We start from the raw sequence: 4688 nt of genomic DNA, 5'->3' as shown, positions 1-4688 counted from the left end.
TGGGATTGAGGGCTTGAAACTTCCTCATTACGTCGGGATCAGGTGCGGGGAACAGCACGTTCTCCAACGCTTCTCGACTCATGCTCTTGGGTACGACGTAGAAACCGGGCTCCTGGCCCGGCAGCCCGTTAAATGCTGAAGGCGCCAACGTGTGAGAAGGGGCATAGGTAGATTGTTGCGGTGTGTCGGGGCGGCCGGTCAGCGTCGAAGATGCCGGTTCAACGGCTCGCCTGGTTGCTGGCGCTTCATAACCTTCGTTGCTGTAAGTCGCGGTGTATACCGATGGAATGAATTTGGCCCGGCAGGGGCAACTACTGAAGCTGTCCAGCGTGCCAGCCATACGTCTGCCATGGCTTTCAATATGCGAGATACCACCGAGTATTTTATAAATACCTTTATGCTTCCCACATGTAACTTGGTCACCTTCGCAAGCATGTAGGAGACCGTATATGTTCACTCTTGGATCACCATCCAGAACTGTTCCGCCGCACGTGGTTTTGTCGCCAAGTCCGATGTAATAACCTTCACGCATTTTGTTCTCCAATTTGTTAAGTTGAAGCCGGGTAATACGTCGCGCCCGTTAAACCGTGCCAAGTGTTGAGGCGGCTTTTTCAAAGGGCGGCAAAAAATCTTCTGCCTTCTCTACACCTTTACGTCGAATAATCAGCGCAGCGCCTTGGGGTGTATTGATGATCTCGTCGCCATTGCTCAAATAGCTGCCCACCAACGCAACGTTGTTATTGCCTTTACCCGCGCCCGTTATGATTTGTGCCTGGGCGCCGTCTGGATATACAACGTAATCACCTGTACGCGCTGCGCGTACTTGCTGATCGTTGTCCAACTTAAACTCCACGGAGCCAGTCGCTTGTTTAACCACCCCGCCACGACGGGTTTGACTACCTTCGGCGGCCATTCGGTAAATAGCGATGGGAGGGTGCGCTTTGGCGAATGTCTGCTGTTGAGTAACAGTTGCCATGGCTTGGACGTTGAATGTACTGAGCTGTTGCTGGGTAAATGGTGATGTTTCCAACACGCAAAGAAGTTCAGACGTAAGCTCGTTGGTATAAAGCAAATCGCTGGGTGAAGTCATATGGGGTTTCCTGATCCGGAGGTGTATTGCGTGTGCGTTTCATCTGTTGTGTCGAACATGGTCGCAGTTATAAAAACGATGAAAAACAGTGTTTAGGTCTATTGCCTCGCTACCCTGAAGTTGTCATTGCCAAAAGTACAGTCGGACATTTCCTTGAAAGCCTTAGGAAGATTCTGATGACATCCCATCAATCGCGTCTGCCTGCACTACCGCCAGCCGTTCGATAAATACAAAACCGGCCGGGACGAAGCCGTCCCCGGCGGCCAGTGGTGGCTTAACCAAGGCACCCCAAGGCCCTGGCCCGACGCCCCCGCCGACACCTTCGCCGCCCTTGGCCACTGGGGCCAGGCGCTGTACGTGATGCCCGCCGAACACTTGGTGATCGTGCGCTACGGCGATGACCGCGACGGTACTTATCGCCACAACGAACTGCTCAAACGCGTGCTCGCGGCGGTGCAGCCATGATCCGTCGTCGGCCGTTTACCAGCCTGTTTCTGCTGCTGTTGCTCGCCTTGCTCGGCTGGGTGTGGCACGAGCGCGTCAACCTGCAAGCCTTCCCCGACATCATTGCGGCCTACACCGCCAAGGAGTACTGCTCGTGCCGCTATGTAGCGAACAATCCAGCTGACTATTGCCGCGGGTATGTGAAGCAGTACGTGCCCACCAGTGCGTTCAGGGATAGCCCGGAGCGTAGTGAAGTGACGGCGAGCGGGCTGGGGCGCACGCATACGGCGCGGTGGTTGGGGGAGCGGCAGGGGTGTCGGTTGGTGCCGTGAGGTTCCAATTGGGCACGTCCACTTGATCAACCCCAATAAACGGGCCTCTGGCGAGGCCCGGTCCGGATCACCTGAACGCCACCAGCACAGCTGCAACTATCGCCCAAGGTAACGCAATGAACGCTATCGCCATATTGGCGAACAGACGATGTTTTAGGTGAGTTGGGAAGTTCTCAAAATCCACAGGGTTTAAATCTCCAATCCGAATGTACGCTTTCGGCCACGTCATCATTCCGGCGATTTTTGCGATCTCCAATAGGGACAAAATCAAGCCTCGTTTGCCCAGACTCGGCCCCCAGAGATAGATATAACGGCTGTTCTTCAATGCATCCTTTATCTCCTCGATGTAGCGGTGGCTCAAGTACAGGCTGTACGCAAGGCCAACAGCAGATAGCAGGGCAGGTGCCCCCAGGAAAAATATTGCAACCCAGGGCGACCACGTGTCGATACTGGTCATGGTTGAGTAGCCTGGTAAATTTTCGCTCCAATCACTTCACCAGCCTCACCGCCGATAGTTGTACCCGCCCATGTGCTAACGCCCACTACCGCCGCGACACAGACAACACCTCCTATACCTCCGGTAGCTACTCCGATCCCTAGACAGATGGGGCCACTGGCAGCAGCGCCAGCCCATCCGCTAAAACCGCCAACAAGAGTAGACATGCCGAATTTCCCCGCTTCAGTAAACTTGATCTTCTCGCAAGCCGCCTCAGAATCACCGTTACACACCTGCTGAATAGCCAGCACCGAAGAAACACCGCCAATGCCAATCGCGAGATAGCCCCCCGCTTTCATATATTTGGTCGCACGACTCATCGCCTCCACATGAGCTGAATACCCCGGAATCTGCCCCGGCGCCCCGGCCTTGTCTCAGTGATACACCAAGCTTCGGCTGGAGATCCCAAGCGCCGTTTTCAGCTTGGGATGATCGCCCAACGTGTTTACCTGAGCTCCAACAGAATGACTACAACTGTCAACCACGCTAAGGAGGCAAGCATCAGTGCCGTATCGACAATCAGATGCCTTTTCAGATAAGGCGGGAAATGTTCAAGATCAGCAGGGTTTACATCTCCCATCTGTATATATGCCTTTGACCACAAAACCATTCCGGCAATTTTTGCAATTTCCAATAGGGACCAAATTAAGCCCCGCCTCCCTAAACTCGGCCCCCAAAGATAAATATACCGGCTGTTCTTTAAGGCCTCCCTTATGGCGTTTAGGTGGTAGCGGCTCAGGTAAAGACTGTATCCAGTGCCGGCAATTGCGAGGAGGCCAGGGGCACTAATAAAAATGATTGCAATCCAGGGGGGCCAAGTGTCGATACTGGTCATGGCTGAGTAACCTCGTAGATTTTCTCCCCCATAGCTTCGCCAGCGATCCCGCCACCCGTCGTCATGTACTTGGCCGCACGACTGATCGCCTCCACATGAGCTGAATACCCCGGAATCTGCCCCGGCGCCCCGGCCTTGTCCCAGTGGTGCACCAAACTTCGTCTGGAAATCCCAAGCGCCGTTTTCAGCTTGGGATGATCGCCCAGAGTGGTCTCGCCGCGCAGACGCGTGGAGCTCAACAGATGAGCATCCAACTGCGCGAGCAGGCGCTGGCGTTCGACGAAGAACTGCGGCGATTTAAGGGTGCCGTGCTGACGATAGCTCTCCTGACGCAAGCGTTCGATGGTTTGCAGGGTATCGCGCAAGTTGATGAGGTTGGTCTCCATTATCGCTAATTACTTAAAATGTAAAAGCAAGCACACAACTACTAGCCAAACACAGCCAATAGTCAATATTGAAAAGTTGATTTTCAGTAGTTGCTTAAGGCCAGGTGGGAAGTTTTCAAGATCAACAGGGTTTAAGTCCCCGAGCCGGATATAGGCCTTTGGCATCATTATCATTCCTGTGATTTTTGCTATCTCTAAGAGGGAAAAAATCAAACCACGCTTCCCTAAACTCGGCCCCCAAAGATAAATATAACGGCTGTTCTTCAAGGCGTTCTTCATAGCGTCCAGTTGACGGCTGCTCAGGTACAGACTATATGCAATATTCATGAGCCCGAGCAGACCTGGGGCCCCGGTAACGAGGATCGCAACCCAGGGAGACCAAGTGTCGATACTGCTCACGGTTGGGTCATCTCGTAGATTTTCTCCCCCATGTGCTCACCAGCCATCCCACCGCCAGTCGTACCCAACCAGGTACCAGCCCCAATAACAGCCGCGACACAAACTACTCCTCCGATACCTGTAGATACGCCTAGCGCTAGACAAATCGGACCACTGGCTGCCTTGGCCATCCCCCCCACTAGGGCACCCCCTGCGGTGGATATGCCAAACTTCCCCCCTTCAGTAAATTTGACCTTCTCACAGGCTGCCGAAGAGCCGCCGTTACACACCTGCTGAATAGCCAGCAACGACGACACACCGCCAATACCAATGCCGATATAACCGCCTGTCTTCATGTACTTGGTCGCACGACTGATCGCCTCCACATGAGCTGAATATCCCGGAATCTGTCCCGGCGCCCCGGCCTTGTCCCAGTGATACACCAAGCTTCGGCTGGAGATCCCAAGTGCCGTTTTCAGCTTGGGATGATCGCCCAGAGTAGTCTGGCCGCGCAGACGCGTGGAGTTCAGCAGATGAGCATCCAACTGCGCGAGCAGGCGCTGGCGTTCGGCGAAGAACTGCGGCGATTTAAGGTGGCCATGCTGACGATAGCTTTCCTGATGCAAACGCTCGATGGCCTGGAGTGTGTCGCGCAAGTTAGTCAGGTGTTTTTCCATCACCATTGCGCTCACGCCAAGCCAGGTTGAGGTGTGACCAATGAAGCTGG

8 protein-coding genes and 2 pseudogenes are annotated in these 4688 nt (G+C 54.3%); 2 read left to right on the top strand and 8 right to left on the bottom strand.

The genetic code is table 11. The features are described 5' to 3' along the window. Positions 1–532, bottom strand: a 532-nt coding sequence (locus KZX66_RS26270) for a PAAR domain-containing protein (RefSeq protein WP_248084118.1), incomplete at its 3' end; no start/stop codon positions are given. A gap of 48 nt (positions 533–580) precedes the next feature. Further along, complete coding sequence (locus KZX66_RS26265; RefSeq protein ID WP_248084117.1) at positions 581–1090, bottom strand: hypothetical protein; 510 nt, start codon at positions 1088–1090, stop codon at positions 581–583. A gap of 210 nt (positions 1091–1300) precedes the next feature. On the opposite strand from KZX66_RS26265, the pseudogene KZX66_RS26260 reads away from it, so the two are divergent. Next, positions 1301–1555 (top strand): annotated as a pseudogene (locus KZX66_RS26260) (serine hydrolase); the annotation flags it as partial. After that, on the top strand, positions 1552–1866 hold the full coding sequence (locus KZX66_RS26255) for an amidase (protein WP_248084116.1): 315 nt from the start codon (positions 1552–1554) through the stop codon (positions 1864–1866). The pseudogene KZX66_RS26260 and the gene KZX66_RS26255, both read left to right, overlap by 4 nt. A gap of 67 nt (positions 1867–1933) precedes the next feature. Here KZX66_RS26255 and KZX66_RS26250 read toward each other — a convergent pair whose 3' ends face one another. The 6 genes and pseudogenes from KZX66_RS26250 to KZX66_RS26225 all read right to left on the bottom strand — a co-directional run. Then, positions 1934–2323, bottom strand: coding sequence for a hypothetical protein (locus KZX66_RS26250; protein WP_248084115.1), 390 nt, complete (start codon positions 2321–2323; stop codon positions 1934–1936). After that, complete coding sequence (locus tag KZX66_RS26245) at positions 2320–2682, bottom strand: hypothetical protein (RefSeq protein WP_248084114.1); 363 nt, start codon at positions 2680–2682, stop codon at positions 2320–2322. The genes KZX66_RS26250 and KZX66_RS26245 overlap by 4 nt, the downstream gene beginning before the upstream one ends. Positions 2683–2807: 125 nt before the next feature. Then, on the bottom strand, positions 2808–3197 hold the full coding sequence (locus tag KZX66_RS26240) for a hypothetical protein (RefSeq protein ID WP_248084112.1): 390 nt from the start codon (positions 3195–3197) through the stop codon (positions 2808–2810). Beyond that, positions 3194–3583: a hypothetical protein gene (locus KZX66_RS26235; protein WP_248084111.1), complete on the bottom strand. Its 390-nt coding sequence runs from the start codon at positions 3581–3583 to the stop codon at positions 3194–3196. The genes KZX66_RS26240 and KZX66_RS26235 overlap by 4 nt, the downstream gene beginning before the upstream one ends. 9 nt (positions 3584–3592) lie before the next feature. Then, positions 3593–3982 carry a hypothetical protein gene (locus tag KZX66_RS26230; protein ID WP_248084110.1) on the bottom strand — a complete coding sequence of 130 codons (390 nt, stop codon included), beginning with the start codon at positions 3980–3982 and terminating at the stop codon, positions 3593–3595. Continuing rightward, a pseudogene (locus KZX66_RS26225) lies at positions 3979–4688 on the bottom strand (PAAR domain-containing protein); the annotation flags it as partial. The pseudogene KZX66_RS26225 and the gene KZX66_RS26230, both read right to left, overlap by 4 nt.

Source organism: Pseudomonas sp. EYE_354 (assembly GCF_023148575.1).
Taxonomy (GTDB): domain Bacteria; phylum Pseudomonadota; class Gammaproteobacteria; order Pseudomonadales; family Pseudomonadaceae; genus Aquipseudomonas.
The sequence above is the reverse complement of the archived record's forward strand: the minus strand, read 5'-3'. Positions and strand labels throughout refer to the sequence as shown.